We start from the raw sequence: 16,171 nt of genomic DNA, 5'->3' as shown, positions 1-16,171 counted from the left end.
TGATTTTATTGGCCTGCCCGACAGGAATCGAACCTGTGGCCCTCAGCTTAGAAGGCTGATGCTCTATCCAACTGAGCTACGGGCAGTGAGAAAATGTCGCGGCACGAATGTGCTGCGGAAATGAAAAACGGGCTGTCAGAGACAACCCGTTTTAAAAGTTCTTGGTCGGAGTACAAGGATTCGAACCTTGGACCCCCTGGTCCCAAACCAGGTGCGCTACCGGGCTGCGCCACACTCCGAAGACAACATCATAGCCGCCGTAGCGACTTTCGTCAAGGATCCCACTACAAATGTACTAAATATTACGCGGCCAGCTGGGTTTCCACCTTGTCGGCGATGCGGCGCGCCATCGATTCGGCGTCGGCGGCGTTGCGCGCCTCGACCATCACGCGGATCAAGGGCTCGGTGCCGGAGGCGCGGATCAGCACGCGGCCGCTGTCGCCCAGCTCGCGCTCGACCAGCTCCTTCTCGCTGACCATGGCGGCGTTTTTGGTCCAGTCGAAACCGGGCGCGACGCGCACATTGATCAAGGTCTGCGGGAACAGCACCAGCTCGGCGGCGCACTGCTCGAGCGACTTGCCGCTGCGCTTGAGCGCCGACAACACCTGCAGCGACGAGACAATGCCGTCGCCGGTGGTGTGCTTGTCCAGGCACAGCAGGTGGCCGGAGCCCTCGCCGCCGAGGATCCAGCCGCGTTCCTGCATCACCTCGAGCACGTAGCGGTCGCCCACCTTGGCGCGGGCGAAGCCGATGTTGCGCTCCTTGAAGGCCACTTCCAGCGCCATGTTGGTCATCAGGGTGCCGACGGCGCCGGGCACCGGGCCGGTGGCCAGGCGGTCCATCACCATCACGTACAGCAGCTCGTCGCCGTTGTACAGGCGGCCGTTGGCGTCGCACATGATCAGGCGGTCGGCGTCGCCGTCGAGGGCGATGCCGAGGTCGGCGCCGTGGGCCAGCACGGCGGCCGACATGGCGGCCGGCGCGGTGGCGCCGAAGCCGGCGTTGATGTTGAAGCCGTCCGGCTTGTTGCCGATGGCGATGACCTCGGCGCCCAGCTCATGGAACACGTGCGGCGCGATGTTGTAGGCGGCGCCGTGGGCGCAGTCGACCACGATCTTCAGGCCGCGCAGGTCGAGCTCGTTGGGGAAGCTGCTCTTGCAGAACTCGATGTAGCGGCCTTGGGCGTCGTCCAGGCGCTTGGCGCGGCCCAGTTTCTCCGACGGCACGCAGTCCATCGGCTGGTCCAGCGCCGCCTCGATCTCCAGCTCGACGGCGTCGGGCAGCTTGGTGCCCTGGTCGGAGAAGAACTTGATGCCGTTGTCCTGGAAGGGGTTGTGCGAGGCCGAGATCACCACGCCGGCCGACAGGCGCAGCGCCCGCGTCAGGTAGGCGATGGCCGGGGTCGGCATCGGGCCGGCCAGCATCACGTCGACGCCGGCGGCGGAGAAGCCGGCCTCCAGCGCCGCCTCCAACATGTAGCCGGAGATGCGCGTGTCCTTGCCGATCAGCACCGTCGGGCGCGCCGCGCCGGCGCGCACCTTGGCCAGCACCTTGCCGGCGGCGTAGCCCAAACGCATCACGAAGTCGGGCGTGATCGGCGCCACGCCGACCAGGCCGCGCACACCATCGGTACCAAAATATTTACGTGCCATGTTTAAACTCTCTAGAGAAGTGACTGAAATGAACTGCTGTACAAAAATTAGTGGGCCGCGCGCCAGACCTTGAGCGCGTCGACCGTCTCGGCTACATCATGCACCCGCACGATGGAGGCGCCATGCGCTACCGCAGCGAGGGCGCCAGCCAAGCTGCCGGCCAGGCGCTGCTCGACCGGCTTGCCGGTCACCGCGCCTATCATCGACTTGCGCGACAGGCCGGCCAGCAGCGGCAGGCCGAGCTCGTCGACAAGTTGCCGGCCGGCCTTGAGCAAAGCGTAATTATGCTCCACGGTCTTGCCAAAACCAAAACCCGGATCGACGCACAGGCGGCGCCGCTCGATGCCGGCCGCCGTCAACGCCTCGACGCGCTGGCGCAGGAAGGCCAGCACCTCGGCCACCACGTCGGCGTAGGCCGGCTGCAGCTGCATGGTCTGCGGCGCGCTCTGCATGTGCATGATGCACAGCGCGCAGTCGCTGTCGCGCACCGCCTCGATCGCGCCGGGCGCGCGGAAGGCGTTGATGTCGTTGATCATGTCGACGCCGGCGATGACCGCCTCGCGCATCAGCTGCGGCTTGTAGGTGTCGAGCGAGATCGGCTTGCCGCAGTCGCGCAGCGCGTACAACACCGGCATGACGCGGCGCAGCTCCTCGTCCAGCGCCACCGGCGGCGCGCCGGGCCGGCTCGACTCGCCGCCGACGTCGATGATGTCGGCGCCCTCGAGCAGCATCTGCTCGGCGTGGGAAATGGCGAACTCGAGCTCGCCGTGGCGACCGCCGTCGGAGAAGGAGTCGGGTGTGACGTTGAGGATGCCCATGACGCGGGCGCGGGCGCCCTCGCCTTGCAGCGGGAAATTGAAGCGGCCGAACTGGAATTGTGCTGGCATTGAAGGTGATTTAAAAGAACGTAACTTGATACGTGGAAATGAAAAGCCGGCGCCCAATGAAAAAGGGCGAGGATCTCTCCTCGCCCTTGACTGCGCCATGCGGGCGGAACGATCAGGCCGGGGCCGTCACGCTGGGCGTCACGCCCGGGCCGCCGTCGCTGGGATGCTTGCGGATCACCACACCGGCCTTGGGCGGACGCGGCTCCTGGCCGGCCATGATGTCGTTGATCTGGTCGGCATCGATGGTTTCCCACTCCATCAGCGCCTTGGTCATCATTTCGACCTTGTCGCGGTTCTCTTCGAGCAGTTTGCGCGACAGCGCGTACTGGGTGTCGAGGATGTTGCGGATCTCGGCGTCGACCTTTTGCTGGGTCGCCTCGGAGATGGTTTTCGAGGCGCCGCCGAAGAAGCCGTCGTTCTGGCTGTCCTCGTAGACCATCACGCCCATGCTGTCGGACATGCCGAAGCGGGTCACCATCGAGCGGGCCAGCTTGGTGGCGCGCGAGAAGTCGTTCGAGGCGCCGGTCGACATCTGGCCGACGAAGATTTCCTCGGCGATGCGGCCGCCGAACAGGATGGAGATCTCTTCGAGCATCTTGTCCTTGTAGCCGGACAGGTTGTCGTGCTCCGGCAACTGCCAGGTCAGGCCCAAGGCCCAGCCGCGCGGCATGATGGTGACCTTGTGCACCGGATCGGCCTTCGGCAACAGCTTGGCGACGACGGCGTGGCCGGACTCGTGGTAGGCGGTGTTGCGGCGCTCTTCCTCGCGGATGATCATCGACTTGCGCTCGGGACCCATGAAGATCTTGTCCTTGGCGTCCTCGAAGTCGATCATGTCGACCAGGCGCTTGCTGCGGCGGGCGGCGAACAGGGCGGCCTCGTTGACCAGGTTGGCCAGGTCGGCGCCGGAGAAGCCGGGGGTGCCGCGGGCCAAGATGTCGGCCTTGACGTCGGTGCCGATCGGCACTTTGCGCATGTGCACGTTGAGGATCTGTTCGCGGCCGCGGATGTCCGGCAGGCCGACGGAGACCTGGCGGTCGAAGCGGCCCGGACGCAGCAGCGCCTTGTCGAGCACGTCGGCGCGGTTGGTGGCGGCGACGACGATGACGCCGGAGTTGGCCTCGAAGCCGTCCATCTCGACCAGCAACTGGTTCAAGGTCTGTTCGCGTTCGTCGTTGCCGCCGCCCATGCCGGCGCCACGGTGGCGGCCGACGGCGTCGATCTCGTCGATGAAGATGATGCAAGGCGAATGCTTCTTGGCGTTCTCGAACATGTCGCGCACGCGGGAGGCGCCGACGCCGACGAACATCTCGACGAAGTCGGAACCGGAGATCGAGAAGAACGGCACCTTGGCTTCGCCGGCGATGGCGCGCGCCAGCAGGGTCTTACCGGTGCCCGGTGGGCCGACCATCAGCACGCCGCGCGGAATACGGCCGCCCAGCTTTTGGAATTTGGTGGGGTCTTTGAGGAAGTCGACCACTTCGTTGACTTCTTCCTTGGCCTCGTCGCAACCGGCGACGTCGGCGAAGGTGACGGTGTTGTTGCTCTCGTCCATCATGCGCGCCTTCGACTTGCCGAAGGAGAACGCGCCGCCCTTGCCGCCGCCCTGCATCTGACGCATGAAGAAGATCCACACGCCGATCAGCAACAGCATCGGGAACCAGGAGACGAAGACTTGCTGCAGGAACGATGGCTCTTCCGGCGGTTTGACGTCGAAACGCACGCCGCTGTCGCGCAGGTCGCCGATCAGGCCGCGGTCGAGGAAGGTGGCGGTGGTGCGCACCTTGGTGTCGTCGATGCGGGTGGCGGTGATGTTGCCGCCCTCGATCAGCACTTCTTTGACGCGCTTGGCTTTGACCTCATCCAACAAGTCGGAATAAGCGATGGCCTTGGTGCCACCCGCGATGCCATGGCTGTCAAATTGCTTGAACAGCATGAATAAAAGCAGGGCAACAACTACCCAAATGGCAGATTTGGAAAACATGTTATTCACGAAAACTCCTTGGATGCGGGGGCGCATCTTGTACCGATAGCTAGAAACCCGATTTTACTCGCAATAAGCAGGCGGTGCCAGAAGCCCACCCTTGCGCGCGGCCAAAATTAGCACGGCGCGCAGCGGAAAAGGCGGTATTTTGCCGTTTTATCCATCTTGCGCGAAGCAAGATGGCGGCCAACCGCCCTCCCCTGCATGGATGTGCGGCTGTTGCCCTAGATATCAAGGGCGGAATCGTCTTCCGCCGGGCTATTTTGCGCCTTATTTTCAATCGGATGCTTGAGACCACGGCCGAGCAGGAAGATTTCCGACGATTTGTCCCGGCTCGCCTTCGGCTTTTTCTGCACGACGATCTTGAACTCGGCGCGGAACTTCTCCACGATCTGGCTGTAGCCCATGCCGTTGAAGCATTTCACCAGCAGCGCGCCCGAGGGTTTCAGGTGCAACTGGGAAAACTCGACGGCCAGGTCGATCAGGTGCTCCATGCGCGCCGAATCGGCCGTGGCGATGCCCGACAGGTTGGGCGCCATGTCCGACAGCACCACGTCGACCTTGCGGCCGGCCAGCACCACCTCCAATTGGCGCAGGATGCGCGCCTCGCGGAAGTCGCCCTGGATGAAGTGGAAGTCGGCGATCGGCTCCATCGGCAGCATGTCCAGGCCGATCAGGGTGCCGTTGATGCCGCCGCCCTCCTTGCCGGCCATCTTGCGACGGGCGTACTGGCCCCAGCTGCCGGGGGTGCAACCGAGGTCGACGATGACCTGGCCCGGTTTGATCAGTTTCTCGTCCTCATCGATTTCCTTCAGCTTGAACGCAGCCCGGGCGCGGTAGCCCTCTTTCTGCGCCAACTTCACGTAAGGATCGTTAATGTGGTCGTGTAACCAGTTTTTGTTTAATTTGTTCTTTGCCATTCGCGTAGAATACTGCTTTTAAGGGAAACACTAAAAATTATTATGCTAAAACTTACACCCGTTGAGCGCAGCGCCTTGCGCGCTGAAGCACACGCGCTGAAGCCTATCGTCATCATTGGCGAAGCGGGCTTGACACCTGCCGTCATCAAGGAAATCGACCTCGGTCTCGACTCGCACGGACTGATCAAAGTCCGCGTGTTTGGCGACGACCGCGAGGCACGCGTCGCGATGTACGACACGATTTGCACGCAACTGGATGCAGCACCGGTACAACATATTGGCAAACTGCTGGTTCTGTACCGTCCGAAAAAAGAAGTGGTGAAAGAGAGCAAGACCCGCTCCGGCAAGGGTATGCGCGAAGTCACCATCGTCAAGCCTAGCCCGAGCGGCACCAAGCGGCCATCGGTGACCAAGGTCATGATCAAGGGTAACGAGCGGGTCACCGCCGGCGGCAACATCCGCCGTGCCAAGCCGCGTCAGACCTCGGCCAAGAAAAGCGCACTGGGCAGCAAGTAAGCCCGCGCCGGTTGTTTTTTGGCGACACCACGCGGTGTCGCCAGGAATCGCCATGTAGGGGCCGGATCTTCGGATCCGGCCCTTTTTTACGTCTGGACGATTATTGTTGCTTAATAACTAACCAGCCGGCCAGCAGGCTCTGCACCAGGAAGATGCTGCTGGAAATGCCGTGCAGCATGCCGAAGCGGCTCTTCGCGGCCGACTCCATCACCCCGGCCGGCCCCGCCGCCGCGCGCAACTCCGCCATCAGCGGTTGCAGGCCGAAGTGCGAGGCCACGGTGCAGGCCAGCATCGCGACGATGACCAGCAACAGGGTGCGTTGCCGCGCGACCGAGAAATCTTTCCCCAGCCACAACAGCAGCAACAGCGCCGCGCCGCAGGCCAGCGACAGCATCGCCTCGATGCGGAACAGGCTGGCGGCGATCGTGCCGGCCAGCACGCGGTCGCTCAGGGTGGCGAACAGCGTGGGCGCGGCCAGATAGCCGACCGTCCACAGGCTGCCGGCCCACAGGGTGGCCACCAGCAGCCGGGCGCGGGCGAGCAGCATCAGATGTAGCGCACTTCCAAAATCTCGTATTCGCGCGGGCCGGACGGCGCCTGCACCTCGACCACGTCGCCGGCCGACTTGCCGATCAGCGCGCGGGCGATCGGCGAGGTCACCGACACCTTGCTCAGCTTCAGGTCGGCCTCGTCCAGACCGACGATCTGGTAGGTCACCTTGGCGCCCGAGTCCAGGTCTTCCAGGTCGACGGTGGCGGCGAACACCACGCGGCCTTCGGCGTCCAGGGTGGTCGGATCGATGATCTGGGCGGCGCTCAGCTTACCTTCCAGCTCGGCGATGCGGCCTTCGACGAAGGCTTGGCGCTCCTTGGCGGCGTCGTACTCGGCGTTCTCGGACAGGTCGCCATGCGAACGCGCTTCAGCAATCGCGTCAATGACAATGCGACGCTCTTTGGTCTTCAACTGATGCAGCTCTTCTTTCAAGAGCGCCGCGCCGAACATGGTAAGTGGGACTGAAGTCATGTTTTATCTGCTATTTACTGTGTTGTTACAATGGAAAACCACAGAGGCCGCGCCATCCTACAGCGCGGGCTCTGTGGTTAAGGGGTACTGCAAAGAAGCTTAGTGTAAGGTTTTATGCAGACCTTGTAAATCATACACACGCAACTCGTCCAAATGACGGATGCCCTCGACCGCCGCTTCGGCGCCGGCGATGGTCGTGTAGGTGGTCACGCGGGCCGCCAGCGACGAGGTGCGGATGGCCCGCGAGTCGGTGATGGCGCTGCGTTTCTCTTCCACGGTGTTGATGACCAGCACGATTTCATGGTTTTTGATCATGTCGACCACGTGCGGACGGCCTTCGACCATCTTGTTGACCGGGGTGACCGGGATGCCGGCGGCGGAGATCACCGCGGCGGTGCCCTTGGTCGCCACCAGCGTGAAGCCGGCCTGCACCAGGTCGCGCGCCACCTGCACGGCGCGCGGCTTGTCCGACGCCTTGACGCTGAGGAAGACCTTGCCCGACTTCGGCAGCTTGACGCCGGCGCCCAGCTGCGACTTGACGAAGGCTTCGCCGAAGGTGGTGCCGACGCCCATCACTTCGCCGGTCGACTTCATCTCGGGGCCGAGGATGGTGTCGACGCCGGGGAACTTGACGAACGGGAACACCGCTTCCTTGACGCTGAAGTAAGGCGGCACCACTTCGGTGGTGATGCCCTGCGAGGCCAGGGTCTGGCCGACCATGCAGCGGGCGGCGATCTTGGCCAGTTGCAGACCGGTGGCCTTGGAGACGAAAGGCACGGTGCGCGAGGCGCGCGGGTTGACTTCCAGCACGAAGACGACATCCTTCAACACGCCGTCGACTTCTTGCTTCTGGATGGCGAACTGCACGTTCATCAGGCCGACCACGTTCAGGCCCTTGGCCATCAGCGCGGTTTGGCGCTTCAGCTCGTCGATGGTCTCCTGCGACAGCGAGTACGGCGGCAGCGAGCAGGCCGAGTCGCCCGAGTGGACGCCGGCTTGTTCGATGTGCTCCATGACGCCGCCGATGAAGGTGGTTTCGCCGTCGGAGATGCAGTCGACGTCGCACTCGATGGCGTCGTTCAGGAAGCGGTCCAGCAGCACCGGCGAGTCGTGCGAGACCTTGACCGCTTCGCGCATGTAGCGCTCCAGGTCGCGTTGCTCGTGGACGATTTCCATCGCCCGGCCGCCCAGCACGTAGGACGGACGCACCACCAGCGGATAACCGATCTCCTGCGCCAGACGCAGCGCGTCCTCTTCGGTGCGGGCGGTGCGGTTGGGCGGCTGGCGCAGGTTCAGCTTGTGCAGCAGTTGCTGGAAGCGTTCGCGGTCTTCGGCGGCGTCGATCATGTCCGGCGAGGTGCCGATGATCGGCACGCCGTTGGCTTCCAGGTCCAGCGCCAGCTTCAAGGGGGTCTGGCCGCCGTACTGGACGATGACGCCGACCGGTTTTTCGATGGCGACGATTTCCAGCACGTCTTCCAGGGTCAGCGATTCGAAGTACAGGCGGTCCGAGGTGTCGTAGTCGGTCGACACGGTCTCCGGGTTGCAGTTGACCATGATGGTCTCGTAGCCGTCTTCGCGCATCGCCAGGGCGGCGTGGACGCAGCAGTAGTCGAACTCGATACCCTGGCCGATACGGTTCGGGCCACCGCCCAGCACCATGATCTTTTTCTTGTCGCTAGGATTCGACTCGCATTCCTCGTCGTAGGTCGAGTACATGTAGGCCGTGTCGGTCGAGAACTCGGCGGCGCAGGTGTCGACGCGCTTGTAGACCGGACGGATGTTCATGGCGTGGCGTTGCAGGCGCACGGCGGTGTCGGTGGTCTGCAGCAGGAAGCCCAGACGGCGGTCCGAGAAGCCTTTTTGCTTGAGCTTGTACAGCGTGGTCTTGTCCAGCTGCTCCAGCTTCTGCGTGTCGAGCCACAGTTCCAGGTCGACGATCTCTTTGATCTGCACCAGGAACCAAGGGTCGATATGGGTCAGCTGGTGCACTTCTTCCAGCGTGAAGCCCTGGGCGAAGGCGTCGCCCACGTACCAGATGCGCTCGGGACCTGGCTCGCCCAGTTCCTCTTCGATCTTCTCGCGGTCCTTGGTTTTTTCGTTCAGGCCGTCGACGCCGACTTCCAGGCCGCGCAGGGCCTTCTGGAACGATTCTTGGAAGGTGCGGCCGATCGCCATCACCTCGCCCACCGATTTCATCTGGGTGGTCAGATGGTGGTCGGCGGTAGGGAATTTTTCGAACGTGAAACGGGGGATCTTGGTGACCACGTAGTCGATCGACGGTTCGAACGAGGCCGGGGTCGCGCCGCCGGTGATCTCGTTGCGCAGCTCGTCGAGCGTGAAGCCGACGGCCAGCTTGGCCGCGACTTTAGCGATCGGGAAGCCGGTGGCCTTCGAGGCCAGCGCCGAGGAACGCGACACGCGCGGGTTCATCTCGATGACGATCATGCGGCCGTCTTCCGGGTTGATGGAGAACTGCACGTTGGAGCCGCCGGTGTCGACGCCGATCTCACGCAGCACCGCCAGCGAGGCGTTGCGCATGATCTGGTATTCCTTGTCGGTCAGCGTTTGCGCCGGCGCCACGGTGATCGAGTCGCCGGTGTGCACGCCCATCGGATCCAGGTTTTCGATCGAGCAGATGATGATGCAGTTGTCCGCCTTGTCGCGCACCACTTCCATCTCGTACTCTTTCCAGCCGATCAGCGATTCTTCGATCAGCAGTTCCGAGGTCGGCGAGGCTTCCAGGCCGCGTTTGCAGATGGTCTCGAACTCTTCCTCGTTGTAGGCGATACCGCCGCCGGTGCCACCCATGGTGAACGAAGGACGGATGATGACCGGGAAGCCCAGCGTGCGTTGCACCGCCCACGACTCGTCCATGGTGTGCGCGACGCCCGACTTGGCCGAACCCAGGCCGATCTTGGTCATCGCGTCCTTGAACTTGGAGCGGTCCTCGGCCTTGTCGATCGCTTCCGGGGAAGCGCCGATCAGTTCGACCTTGTACTTTTCCAGCACGCCGTTGTTGAACAGGTCGAGCGCGCAGTTCAGCGCGGTCTGGCCGCCCATGGTCGGCAGGATCGCGTCAGGGCGTTCCTTGGCGATGATGCGTTCCACCACCTGCCAGGTGATCGGCTCGATGTAGGTGACGTCGGCCATTTCCGGGTCGGTCATGATGGTCGCAGGGTTGCTGTTGACCAGGATGACTTTGTAACCCTCTTCGCGCAGGGCTTTGCAGGCTTGGGCGCCGGAATAGTCGAACTCGCAGGCCTGGCCGATAATGATCGGGCCAGCACCAATAATCAAAATACTTTTAAGGTCTGTACGTTTTGGCATCTTATTTCTTCTCCGTAGCTTCCATCAGGCCGATGAAGCGGTCAAACAGGTAAGCGACGTCAGTCGGGCCCGGCGAGGCTTCAGGGTGGCCCTGGAAGCAGAACGCCGGTTTGTCGGTGCGGGCGAAGCCCTGCAGGGAACCGTCGAACAACGAGCTGTGGGTGACGCGGCAGTTGGCCGGCAGGGTCGCGGCGTCCACGGCGAAACCGTGGTTCTGCGAGGTGATCATCACTTTCTTGCTGTCCAGGTCCTGCACCGGGTGGTTGGCGCCGTGGTGGCCGAACTTCATTTTCAAGGTCTTCGCGCCGGAGGCCAGCGCCATGATCTGGTGACCCAGGCAGATGCCGAAGACGGGAATACCCTTCTCGATCAACTCCTTGGTCGCCGCGATGGCGTAGTCGCACGGTTCCGGGTCGCCGGGGCCGTTCGACAGGAAGACACCGTCCGGGTTCAGCGCCAGCGCGTCGGCGGCCGACGACTGGGCCGGCAGCACCGTCACTTTGCAGCCGCGCTGGGCCAGCATGCGCAGGATGTTGCGCTTGACGCCGAAGTCGAAGGCGACCACGTGGAATTTAGGCTCAACTTGCTTGCCGTAGCCTTCGCCCAGCGCCCACTCCGACTCGGTCCACTCGTAGGCGGTCTTGGTCGAGACCACCTTGGCCAGGTCCATGCCGGCCAGGCCGGGGAAGGAGCGGGCCAGTTCCAGCGCTTGCGCGGTGGACGGCTCGTTGCCCTGGGTGCCGACCAGGATGGCGCCGCCCTGCGCACCTTTTTCACGCAGGATGCGGGTCAGCTTGCGGGTGTCGATACCGGCGATGGCGACGATGTTCTCGGCCTTCAGGTAGTCGGCCAGCGACTGGGTGGAGCGGAAATTCGAGGCCATCAGCGGCAGATCACGGATGATCAGGCCGGCGGCGTGGACCTTGGAGGACTCGACGTCCTCGGCGTTGATGCCGGTGTTGCCGATGTGCGGATACGTCAGCGTGACGATCTGGCGGCAATAGCTCGGGTCGGTAAGGATTTCCTGGTAACCGGTCATGGAGGTGTTGAACACCACCTCGCCGGTCGTATGGCCGGCGGCACCGATGGAAAAACCTTTGAAAATGGTTCCGTCAGCGAGCGCGAGGATGGCTGGGACGGAAGGGCCAGAAAAAAATGGCGGCAAGGGCAACTCCTGATAAAGTTACCGTAGCTGCGCCACGTCAGACCGACCGCCATGGACCCCGAGCCGTTGTGCCCAGGGTTTGCAGGTCATATGAATGAAGGGATGTGTGGTAGTCGCTACGGTATGTGTGTGATTGGCTAAACCTTTGAATTATAACCAATTCCCCCCTGTTTGGCAATGAGCAGCGGCACATAAAAAATGCCGCCCAGCGAGCTGGGGCGGCATTTTTTGCCAATTGGACAAAGGGCGCGGCGGCCGCCCTGCCCTACTGGAATTTAGTTCAGGGCGGCGATGCCGGCCTTGGCGATCTGCGCGTCTTCCGCCGATTTGACGCCGGACACGCCGACCGCGCCGACATAGTGGCCGTCGACGACGATGGGCACGCCGCCTTCGAGCATGCCTTCGATCTCCGGCGCGCTGAGGAAGGAAACGCGGCCGCCGTTGATCATTTCTTCATAGATGCGCGACTCGCGACGACCCAGCGCGGCGGTCTTGGCCTTGGCCGGGGCGATGTGGGCCGACAGCGGCGCGGCGCCGTCCTGGCGTTGCAGCCACAGCAGATGGCCGCCGTCGTCGACGATGGCGATCACCACCGCCCAATTGTTGGCCACGGCTTCGGCTTCGGCGGCGGCGGCGATCTTTTTGACGTCTGCTAGCGTCAATACTGGTTTGGTTTGCATGTTGTTTCCCTCAAAAATGAAGCCGAATTGTACGACTTTTGCTGCGATAGTTTGTTGCGCCGGCGCCAAGATTATGGCTTGCGCTTGGCTTCCAGCCGGGCCTTGAGTTGCGGCATCACCGCGAAGGCGGCCTGCTCGCCGGCCAAAATGGCCTGGTTGCGGCCGTTGAAGTCGTTGCCGGCCATCTTGCCCAGCGCCGGCAGGATCACCACGTCGGCGTCCTTCAGCTCGAACTGGTTGATGCGCTGGCCCATGATGCTGAAGGTCTGCATGATGACGTCGAGCGAGCTGACCGTGGCCTGCACGTCGGCCTGGGTCGAGATGTTGACGGCGATGACGAAGTCGGCCCCCATGTCGCGCGCGAAGCGCACCGGCACCGGCGCCACCAGGCCGCCGTCGACATAGCTGTGGCCGCCGATGACCACCGGCTGGAACACGCCCGGCACGGCCGACGAGGCGCGCACGGCCATGCCGGTGTTGCCGCGCTGGAAAAGGATCGGCTGGCCGCTCTTCAGGTCGGAGGCCACGGCGCCGAAGGGCAGCTTGAGCTTCTCCATCGGCGCGTTGTTGACCGTCTTGTTGACATAGCTTTGCAGGGCCTCGCCCTTGAGCACGCCGGAGCTTTTTCCGAACAGCGGCAGCGCCCAGTCGGAAATGGCGGCCTCGTCCATGTCGAAGGCGATCTTTTGCAGCTGGAAGCCGGTGTTGCCGGCGGCGTAGAGGGCGCCGACCACGCTGCCGGCGCTGGTGCCGACCACGATGTCCGGGTAGATGCCCTGCGATTCGAGCGCCTTGATGACGCCGATGTGGGCGAAGCCGCGCGCCGCGCCGCCGCCCAGCGCCAGGCCGATCTTGATCTTGCGCGGGGCCACGGGGGCGGCCTGGGCCGGCGCCTCGGGCGCGGTGGGCACGGTCTTGCAGGCGCTCAGCGCCAGGGCGGCGAGAGCGATGAGGGCGGTACGTCTTGGATGCATGTGGTGTTCTGGTCTGCTGTGATTGGCGCAGCAGATTGTAACGTAATTGATGCACCCGCCACCGCCGGGGCCGGCCCGGCGGCGTGGTTTAAGGCATTTTTAATGCGGCATCCAGGCGCCAGCCGTGCGGCACAAGCCCAACGACAGCACCCCAGGGTCAGACCCTAGGGTCTGACCCTTCCATGTGGCGCGGCCGGGCGATGCCGCCTCAGTTCAGCAGCAACTCGGGCTGGCGCGGCGCGATGGCCGCCTTCGGCATGCACACCACGAAGCTGCTGCCCTTGCCCGCCTCCGACTTGATCTGCAGCGTGGCGCCGTGGCGCAGCAGCACGTGCTTGACGATGGCCAGGCCCAGGCCGGTGCCCTGGGTTTCGCGCGAGCGGCTCTTGTCGACGCGGTAGAAGCGCTCGGTCAGCCGCGAAATGTGCTCGGGGCTGATGCCGATGCCGGTGTCGACCACGCTGAACTTGGCCCAGGACGGCCCCTCCTTCCACTCCAGGTGGATGGTGCCGCCGGCCGGCGTGTAGCGCACCGCGTTGGAGGCCAGGTTGCCGAAGGCGCTGTAGAGCTCGTCGTAACTGCCCATCACGTCGGGGCCGTCGACGTCCATGCTGATCTCGTGCTTGCCGGCCGACAGGGCGCGGGCGTCGCGCTGGATCTGGCCCATCAACTTGAGCACGTCGACCCGCTCGGGCCGCATCGGGTAGTCGACCGACTCCAGCCGCGACAAGGTCAGCATGTCCTCGATCAAATGTTGCATGCGGTGGCCCTGCTCCGTCATCAGCTTCAGGTGGGCCATGCGGGTGGCCTGGTCGAGCTGTTCGGAGGCGGCGATCTCGAGGAAGCCGACGATCACCGTCAGCGGCGTGCGCAGCTCGTGCGAGGCGTTGGCGATGAAGTCGCGCCGCATCATCTCGGTGCGCTCGGTCTCGGTGGCGTCGTGCGTCACCAAAATCTGCCGCCGGTTCTCGAAGGGGATGATGTGGACGATCAGCTTGCGCTCGCGGAAGCTGAGCGTCAACGGCTGCTCGTAGCGGCCGAGGATGATGTAGTCCATGAAGTCCGGGCTGCGCACCAGGTTGGTCACGCGCATGCCCTTGTCGCGCTCGTGGGTCAGGCCCAGGTGCTGCTCGGCGGCCGGGTTGCACCATTCGAGGAACAGCACGTCGTCCATGATGACCACGCCGTCGGGCAACAGATGCATGGCCTGGCGGAAGCGGGCCAGCCACTCGGTCAGCTCGGCCTGGTTCTTCTCGTCGTCGCGGCGCAGGCGGTACAGGCGCGAGAAGATGTTGGTCCAGGCGCCCCAGCCGTCGGGCAGCTTGGCGCTGTGCGGATGGTCGAGCCAGTCGCTGAGCTGGTACAAATAGCCGAGCTGGACGAACACCAGCAGGGCCATGGCGATGCAGGCGACGATCAGCGCCGGCATGGCGCCGAAGAGGAAACCGAGCACACCCACGCCGGCCAGAATAATGCCCATGCGCAGCGCGGCGGGCACCCAGAACAGCAGTTTAGGATTCATAGAGGAGAGTGTCGCAAGAATTGAGGCGGTGGTGGGCGAAGCGGTGATTGTCGCCTATTTTTCCGACAACATGTAGCCGACGCTGCGCACCGTCTTGATCAGGTGCTCGGCCTCCTTCAAGGCCTTGCGCAGGCGCAGCACGTGGACGTCGACGGTGCGCTCCTCGATCACCACATGGTCGCCCCACACCTTGTCGAGCAGCTGGCTGCGCGAAAACACCCGCTCCGGGTGGGCCAGCAGGAACTTGAGCAGCTTGTACTCGGCGTGGCCGATGTCGATCTTTTGCTGGTCCATCGACACCGTGCAGCTGACCGGGTCGAGCATGACGTTGCCGGCGCGCATGGTGGACTGGGCGTGCTCCGGGCTCTTGCGGCGCAGCAGCGCCTTGGCGCGGGCCAGCAGCTCGCGCGGCGAGAACGGCTTGGTGACGTAGTCGTCGGCGCCACTGTTGAGGCCGGCCAGCTTGTCCTCCTCCATGCTCTTGGCGGTCAACATGATGACCGGGATGGTGCCGAACTGGCGGTCGGCGCGGATGCGCGCCAGCAGGCGCAAACCGGTCTGGTCGGGCAGCATCCAGTCGAGCAAAATCAGCTGCGGCGTGCGGGTCTGGATGAACTCCCAGGCCTCCGCCACGCTGGCGACGGCACAGCAGTTCCAGCCGGCCTCGCGCAGCGAAAAGGTGACCAGCTCGACGATCGCCGGTTCGTCCTCAACAATCAATACCGTGGTTTTGTCAGATGCCATAACTCTTATTTCGAAAGCTCGTCCGGCAGGGGCGCGGTCTTGGTGTGGCGGATGTCCTTGCCCTCGACCACATAGATCACATACTCGGCGATGTTCTTGGCGTGGTCGCCGATGCGCTCGATCGCCTTGGCCACCCACAGGGTGTCCAGCGCGGCCGAGATGGTACGCGGATCTTCCATCATGAAGGTGATCAGGTTGCGCATGATGGAACGGAACTCGTGGTCGATCACGGCGTCCTGGGCGATCAGTTGCAATGCCTGGCTGCCGTCGTTGCGGGCGAAGGCGTCGAGCGCGTCGTGCAGCATGTCGCTGGCGCTGTTGGCGATGCCGCGCACCATCTCGTAGTGGTTGACGGTGACGGTGCCACGGCCGTGCAGGCTCTTGGCGACGCGGGCGATCTTGGTGGCCTCGTCGCCGATGCGCTCGAGGTCGGTGATCACCTTGATGGTCGCCATGATGGTGCGCAGGTCGTTGGCGGCCGGCTGGCGGCGCACGATCAGGTGGCTGCAGGCATCGTCCAGCGACACTTCGAGCTGGTTGACGGCGTCGTCCTCGCGCATGACGCGGTCGGCGCGCTCGGGGTTGCCGATGCGGAAGCAGGTCATGGCGTCGAGGAACTGGGTCTCGACGATGCCGCCCATCAGCAACACCTTGGAGCGGATTGCTTCTAATTCGTTGTCGTACTGCTTGGATGAATGCTCGCCTAACATGCTGTCTCTCCGTTTCGATGCGTTCTATATTGTAAAAGACCGGGCCCGACTTGGGGGGTGCCGG

The 16,171-nt window shown here is 63.8% G+C and carries 14 protein-coding genes and 2 tRNA genes; 1 reads left to right on the top strand and 15 read right to left on the bottom strand.

The genetic code is table 11. From position 1 onward, the window contains the following. Window positions 1–9 precede the first annotated feature (9 nt). From BM252_RS15525 to BM252_RS15500, 6 genes are all read right to left on the bottom strand, one after another. Window positions 10–86 (bottom strand) — tRNA-Arg (locus BM252_RS15525). Between the two features lie 76 nt (window positions 87–162). Beyond that, window positions 163–239: transfer RNA gene (locus tag BM252_RS15520), tRNA-Pro, on the bottom strand. Between the two features lie 63 nt (window positions 240–302). Beyond that, entirely contained in the window at window positions 303–1,652 is a 1,350-nt protein-coding gene (gene glmM / locus BM252_RS15515) for a phosphoglucosamine mutase (protein WP_093388581.1), read from the bottom strand. A 47-nt stretch (window positions 1,653–1,699) separates the two neighbouring features. Further along, the gene (gene folP, locus BM252_RS15510; RefSeq protein ID WP_093388580.1) at window positions 1,700–2,539 is read right to left on the bottom strand and encodes a dihydropteroate synthase; all 840 of its coding nucleotides are present in this window, start codon (window positions 2,537–2,539) and stop codon (window positions 1,700–1,702) included. Between the two features lie 112 nt (window positions 2,540–2,651). After that, window positions 2,652–4,532 carry an ATP-dependent zinc metalloprotease FtsH gene (gene ftsH, locus BM252_RS15505; protein WP_093388579.1) on the bottom strand — a complete coding sequence of 627 codons (1,881 nt, stop codon included), beginning with the start codon at window positions 4,530–4,532 and terminating at the stop codon, window positions 2,652–2,654. A gap of 215 nt (window positions 4,533–4,747) precedes the next feature. Continuing rightward, window positions 4,748–5,443 carry an RlmE family RNA methyltransferase gene (locus BM252_RS15500; protein ID WP_093388578.1) on the bottom strand — a complete coding sequence of 232 codons (696 nt, stop codon included), beginning with the start codon at window positions 5,441–5,443 and terminating at the stop codon, window positions 4,748–4,750. Between the two features lie 42 nt (window positions 5,444–5,485). On the opposite strand from BM252_RS15500, the gene BM252_RS15495 reads away from it, so the two are divergent. Continuing rightward, window positions 5,486–5,959 carry a YhbY family RNA-binding protein gene (locus tag BM252_RS15495; RefSeq protein WP_093388577.1) on the top strand — a complete coding sequence of 158 codons (474 nt, stop codon included), beginning with the start codon at window positions 5,486–5,488 and terminating at the stop codon, window positions 5,957–5,959. A gap of 100 nt (window positions 5,960–6,059) precedes the next feature. Here BM252_RS15495 and BM252_RS15490 read toward each other — a convergent pair whose 3' ends face one another. From BM252_RS15490 to phoU, 9 genes are all read right to left on the bottom strand, one after another. Then, window positions 6,060–6,506, bottom strand: a complete 447-nt coding sequence (locus BM252_RS15490) for a DUF4149 domain-containing protein (protein ID WP_093388576.1) — start codon at window positions 6,504–6,506, stop codon at window positions 6,060–6,062. Further along, window positions 6,506–6,982, bottom strand: coding sequence for a transcription elongation factor GreA (greA, locus tag BM252_RS15485; RefSeq protein ID WP_093388575.1), 477 nt, complete (start codon window positions 6,980–6,982; stop codon window positions 6,506–6,508). Before greA ends, BM252_RS15490 begins: the two co-directional genes overlap by 1 nt. 99 nt (window positions 6,983–7,081) lie before the next feature. Then, window positions 7,082–10,312, bottom strand: a complete 3,231-nt coding sequence (gene carB, locus BM252_RS15480) for a carbamoyl-phosphate synthase large subunit (RefSeq protein WP_093388574.1) — start codon at window positions 10,310–10,312, stop codon at window positions 7,082–7,084. Window position 10,313: 1 nt separating this feature from the next. Then, window positions 10,314–11,477, bottom strand: coding sequence for a glutamine-hydrolyzing carbamoyl-phosphate synthase small subunit (carA, locus tag BM252_RS15475; protein WP_093388573.1), 1,164 nt, complete (start codon window positions 11,475–11,477; stop codon window positions 10,314–10,316). Window positions 11,478–11,752: 275 nt separating this feature from the next. Beyond that, a complete protein-coding gene (locus BM252_RS15470) occupies window positions 11,753–12,157 on the bottom strand; it encodes a GlcG/HbpS family heme-binding protein (protein ID WP_093388572.1) in 405 nt (134 codons plus the stop codon). A gap of 71 nt (window positions 12,158–12,228) precedes the next feature. Beyond that, the gene (locus BM252_RS15465) at window positions 12,229–13,131 is read right to left on the bottom strand and encodes a patatin-like phospholipase family protein (protein ID WP_093388571.1); all 903 of its coding nucleotides are present in this window, start codon (window positions 13,129–13,131) and stop codon (window positions 12,229–12,231) included. 208 nt (window positions 13,132–13,339) lie between these two features. Next, window positions 13,340–14,653 carry a phosphate regulon sensor histidine kinase PhoR gene (phoR, locus tag BM252_RS15460; protein ID WP_093388570.1) on the bottom strand — a complete coding sequence of 438 codons (1,314 nt, stop codon included), beginning with the start codon at window positions 14,651–14,653 and terminating at the stop codon, window positions 13,340–13,342. Window positions 14,654–14,707: 54 nt separating this feature from the next. Then, window positions 14,708–15,397, bottom strand: coding sequence for a response regulator (locus BM252_RS15455; RefSeq protein WP_093388569.1), 690 nt, complete (start codon window positions 15,395–15,397; stop codon window positions 14,708–14,710). Between the two features lie 5 nt (window positions 15,398–15,402). Next, complete coding sequence (phoU, locus tag BM252_RS15450) at window positions 15,403–16,107, bottom strand: phosphate signaling complex protein PhoU (protein WP_093388568.1); 705 nt, start codon at window positions 16,105–16,107, stop codon at window positions 15,403–15,405. Window positions 16,108–16,171: the final 64 nt, after the last annotated feature.

The organism is Rugamonas rubra (assembly GCF_900114705.1).
GTDB classification, from domain to species: domain Bacteria; phylum Pseudomonadota; class Gammaproteobacteria; order Burkholderiales; family Burkholderiaceae_D; genus Rugamonas; species Rugamonas rubra.
Note: the sequence above shows the minus strand (reverse complement) of the source record. Positions and strands in the feature narration are given on the sequence as shown.

Excerpts from the sequence above, each read along its gene's own strand:
- glmM (WP_093388581.1), bottom strand. The coding sequence starts at position 1,652 with ATGGCACGTAAATATTTTGGTACCGATGGTGTGCGCGGCCTGGTCGGC.
- folP (WP_093388580.1), bottom strand. The coding sequence starts at position 2,539 with ATGCCAGCACAATTCCAGTTCGGCCGCTTCAATTTCCCGCTGCAAGGC.
- BM252_RS15500 (WP_093388578.1), bottom strand. The coding sequence starts at position 5,443 with ATGGCAAAGAACAAATTAAACAAAAACTGGTTACACGACCACATTAAC.
- BM252_RS15495 (WP_093388577.1), top strand. The coding sequence starts at position 5,486 with ATGCTAAAACTTACACCCGTTGAGCGCAGCGCCTTGCGCGCTGAAGCA.
- BM252_RS15490 (WP_093388576.1), bottom strand. The coding sequence starts at position 6,506 with ATGCTGCTCGCCCGCGCCCGGCTGCTGGTGGCCACCCTGTGGGCCGGC.
- greA (WP_093388575.1), bottom strand. The coding sequence starts at position 6,982 with ATGACTTCAGTCCCACTTACCATGTTCGGCGCGGCGCTCTTGAAAGAA.
- carB (WP_093388574.1), bottom strand. The coding sequence starts at position 10,312 with ATGCCAAAACGTACAGACCTTAAAAGTATTTTGATTATTGGTGCTGGC.
- BM252_RS15470 (WP_093388572.1), bottom strand. The coding sequence starts at position 12,157 with ATGCAAACCAAACCAGTATTGACGCTAGCAGACGTCAAAAAGATCGCC.
- BM252_RS15465 (WP_093388571.1), bottom strand. The coding sequence starts at position 13,131 with ATGCATCCAAGACGTACCGCCCTCATCGCTCTCGCCGCCCTGGCGCTG.
- phoR (WP_093388570.1), bottom strand. The coding sequence starts at position 14,653 with ATGAATCCTAAACTGCTGTTCTGGGTGCCCGCCGCGCTGCGCATGGGC.
- BM252_RS15455 (WP_093388569.1), bottom strand. The coding sequence starts at position 15,397 with ATGGCATCTGACAAAACCACGGTATTGATTGTTGAGGACGAACCGGCG.
- phoU (WP_093388568.1), bottom strand. The coding sequence starts at position 16,107 with ATGTTAGGCGAGCATTCATCCAAGCAGTACGACAACGAATTAGAAGCA.